The 3,687-nt window shown below is 54.1% G+C and carries 4 protein-coding genes; all 4 read right to left on the reverse strand.

What is annotated here, in order from left to right; genetic code table 11:
* Window positions 1-264: GntR family transcriptional regulator (locus tag V6D20_24255; GenBank protein ID HEY9818894.1), on the reverse strand; the 264-nt coding region annotated here is incomplete at its 3' end.
* 39 nt (window positions 265-303) lie between these two features.
* The gene (locus V6D20_24260; GenBank protein HEY9818895.1) at window positions 304-1,206 is read right to left on the reverse strand and encodes a phytanoyl-CoA dioxygenase family protein; all 903 of its coding nucleotides are present in this window, start codon (window positions 1,204-1,206) and stop codon (window positions 304-306) included.
* 345 nt (window positions 1,207-1,551) lie between these two features.
* Window positions 1,552-2,541, reverse strand: coding sequence for a DUF1176 domain-containing protein (locus V6D20_24265; GenBank protein ID HEY9818896.1), 990 nt, complete (start codon window positions 2,539-2,541; stop codon window positions 1,552-1,554).
* Window positions 2,542-2,751: 210 nt separating this feature from the next.
* A complete protein-coding gene (locus V6D20_24270; GenBank protein HEY9818897.1) occupies window positions 2,752-3,297 on the reverse strand; it encodes a hypothetical protein in 546 nt (181 codons plus the stop codon).
* Between the last annotated feature and the right edge of the window lie 390 nt (window positions 3,298-3,687).

A 3,687-nucleotide genomic window follows, 5' to 3' on the forward strand; every position in this document is an offset into this window, starting at 1 on the left:
AACTCCACGGCCGCGCTGGGCTTCTACCAGTCCTTGACTAGCTAAGTTAGCGATCGCCCGTCGAATGGTAATCCGGCTCACCTCAAAGCGCAGCATCAGTTGATATTCACTGGGCAGTTGTTCTCCCGGTAAATAGGTACCATCGTCTATTTCTGCCAGCAGTTTCTCAGAAATCGTTAGATGTAACGGTCGGGGTGATGATGCTGGGGCTGGTTTGGTCATGGAGTCTTGATCAAGCAGGATTTTGCTTCCCCATTCTGCCACAGGGCTGTCTTCCTCCAAGGAGCGTTGATTGAGACGAGATTATCCCAAGATGGGTACATCGCTAGAGCTGAGGGCATCTGCGCAATAGTCTGTGAGAAATGGCGAGCGATCGCCTGTTTTGCTCCACAGAATGGGAAAGAAGGACTCATCCATGCGGGTATCGCCTACCCGTTTGTAGCGACCATAGATATAGCCAGCGGGATTAGTGGGATGGAACGCCGCATGGGCAGGAATAGTATGCAGACCAATGCTATGGAAGGTGCGATCGGTGCGGGTGGTGGGAGCCAGACCGTGCCAGGTACGCCCATGGTGGAAACCACAGCCCCCCGCTGGCACGTTGACCACAACCAATTCTGGCTCTGGCACTCCGGCCTGCTCTGCCGCTTGCAGCATAGCCCAGCGGTAGTCTTTCGTGGGGGCATGGAATTCACCAGCCACGTCCACCAAGGGCCATTTGTGAGAACCCCGAGCATAGACCAGGGTGCCATCGGCCAAGCTAGCATCTTGCAGGGCAATCCAGCAGGTCATCATGTGGGGTGGCGTTAGGTAGTTAATGTAGGCTCCGTCTTGATGCATAGCGACGGCCTTGGCACTGGGTGGCTTGATCCACATGCTGTCTTGCCCAATGCGGGCCCCATCCCAACCGGCCAGGGTAGCCGTGAGCCGCCCTAGCTCTGCCGACAGCACTAAGCTAGCGATGGTGCGATCGCACTTCCATGCATTGCAGATTTCCCGCGTCACATCGGGTAAGCTTAAGCCTTGACGCCAATACCATTCGTCGGGATAGATACCGGTTTCAAACTCGCCGTAGAACAGGCGCTCCATGCGTTCAATCAAGCGATCGGGCAGGTCAGGGGGGAGAAGATTCTCGACGATCAAAAAACCATCGTCCTGAAATCGCTGAATCTGACTCTCGGTTAGCTGAATGGGTTGGTAGGTCATAGGGGTTTCTCAGACGCACAGCTCCACGATCCTAGTCATGATCCTAGCTACCTGGGATTGACCGGATTGGAAGTTGTTATAACAAGTATGGTTCCCTAGATGATGTGTCTCACACTACGATTTGCCGGACGATCTGTCATCATGACCAGAAAATTGTTAGCGCATCGAGACATCTGCCCCGATGCGGCATGGTTGAGGGAGCGATCGCCCGAGATGATGCTGTGCAAGTCAGCCTAGAAAAGGCAGGCCTTCCTCACCCTAGTCTTCCAACCCATCGGGATCGCTCTGCCTACCTTGATTCAGAGAGCAGCAACAGCAGAAAATCCCAGACGGGAGCGCCCAATCTTAGGGATAAATCACCGGATAATCTTCTACATCCAAGGCAACGCCATCACAGTCGCTTTTGGCGCGAAAATATACTAGTTCAAAACATGATCCCTGCCATTGATAGTTGGCATAGGAGCCACAGTCTCCTGCACCGCGATACTTGGTGAACACCGTCAACTGTTGCTGAGCAGGATCATAGGTAGGAAGACCTGCAAGGGGCTGGGTTTGAATCGACTGCCAATCACCCTCCCCATCTTCATAAAAGACTTGGAATGATAGGGGAGCGATCGCCTCTGTCTCAGGTTCATACAGCCAATATTCATAGCTACCTTGGTAGGCAGCCATAAAGCACAGCACCTCTACGAGATATTGATCGCTATTCAGGGCATAGATCTGCGACTGTTCCCGCGCCATCTCCTCATCAAGGAAATCTGTACAGACCCCTAGCTCGGCGTTATCGAACAGCATCGACGGCACCTCGGTCACAGCTGCTGGTGTGGGTGCGGCTGGACTGGGTGCAGGATCGGGGGGATCGCTGGCGGCATCGCTCTCGACAGGGCGATCGCTCACGGGGGCAGCAGAGGAATTCACGGGTTCCATGGCCGTAATCAGCCATACCGACTCCGACTCTTCACAGGCTGGGTCGCCTTGACAGGATGCAGCAATAATCGAGGTAGATTCGTAGGTAAGCTGCACCGATTGACCCAGCAGATCGGTGCGATCACAGAGTTCAAAGCTAGCAAACTGCTCAGTCTCCACACCATCCGGATCAACCACCGTGGCATAGCAGGCGCGATCGCCCGCCGTAAACTGCTGTAGGGTGGCCACGGGGGGATAGTCTAGCGGATTGAGTGCATTAGGTACATCAGATTGGATTTCTGCTGGCGTACTGGTATCTGCATCCACGGCGGTTGTGCCATCATTAGCTGTCTGACAGCCAGCCAATAGTCCAACGCACACAAACGCTAATCCCCACATGAATCGGGATAGTCGGAGGGTAGGTAACATGCGATTGCTCCTGTTTGATACTAGTAACGCCATGATATCCACCTAGCCATCATTCTCTACCGATAGACAGGACAGATAAAAGATTTGAACAAGGGATAGCGTCCACGAGTAGGGATTCAGGAAAGGGCTCCCAAAACCAATAGCCGCAGGCTGAGGTCATCCCCAGCCCACGGACATCATCCATTCAACGAGATCTGTGCAACGAGACGTCTAATTATGAGCCGTTACCATCCCCACCAAGCGATCGCTCACGGGGGCAGCAGAGGAATTCACGGGTTCTATGGCCGTAATCAGCCATACCAACTCCGACTCTTCACAGGCTGGGTCACCTTGACAGGATGCCGCCATGATCGAGGTAGATTCGTAGGTGAGCTGCACCGATTGACCCAGCAGATCGGTGCGATCGCAGAGTTCAAAGCTAGCAAACTGCTCAGTCTCCACACCATCCGGATCAACCACCGTGGCATAGCAGGCGCGATCGCCTGCCGAGAACTGCTGTAGGGTAGCCACGGGGGGATAGTCTAGCGGATTAAGTGTATCCGGATCGGCCGCGCTTTCCTCTGGCGTGGTGGTATCTGATGGCGTGGTGGTATCTGACGTGGTGGTATCTGATGGCGTGGTGGTATCTGATGGCGTGGTGGTATCTGACTCCACAGCGGTCGTACCATCATTAGCCCCCTGGCAACCGGCCAACAGCCCAATGAACACCAATGCTAATCCCCATATGAATCGAGATGGTCGGACAGTCGGTAACATGCGATCGCTCCTGTTTGATCCTAATACCGCCATGATAGCCACCGCGCTATCACTTTCCCCAAATAGCAGAACAGATCAAGGATTTACACTAGGGACAGCCATCGTTCAGGAGTGGGGGATGCACGAGAGGGTTCATAAAGCTAATAGCCGCGGGCTGAGATAATCCCCAACCCACGGACCTATCAACATCTGTTCAACAAGATCTATGCAACGAGACGTTAGAGATTAGCGGTTTCCGCAATCCCCACCAGGCGAGCGCTCAACTCCCACATCCGCTTACCTTTTTCATCATCGCGAGCCTGGGGAGACACTCGCTGAGCAAAGGACTTACGGCCTTTCTTCTGGCGGTTGCCCCAGCTCCAGTACATACCAGACTGGTTGTACTCCGGA

It is taken from the genome of Candidatus Obscuribacterales bacterium (assembly GCA_036703605.1).
In the GTDB taxonomy this organism is placed as follows: Bacteria; Cyanobacteriota; Cyanobacteriia; order RECH01; family RECH01; genus RECH01.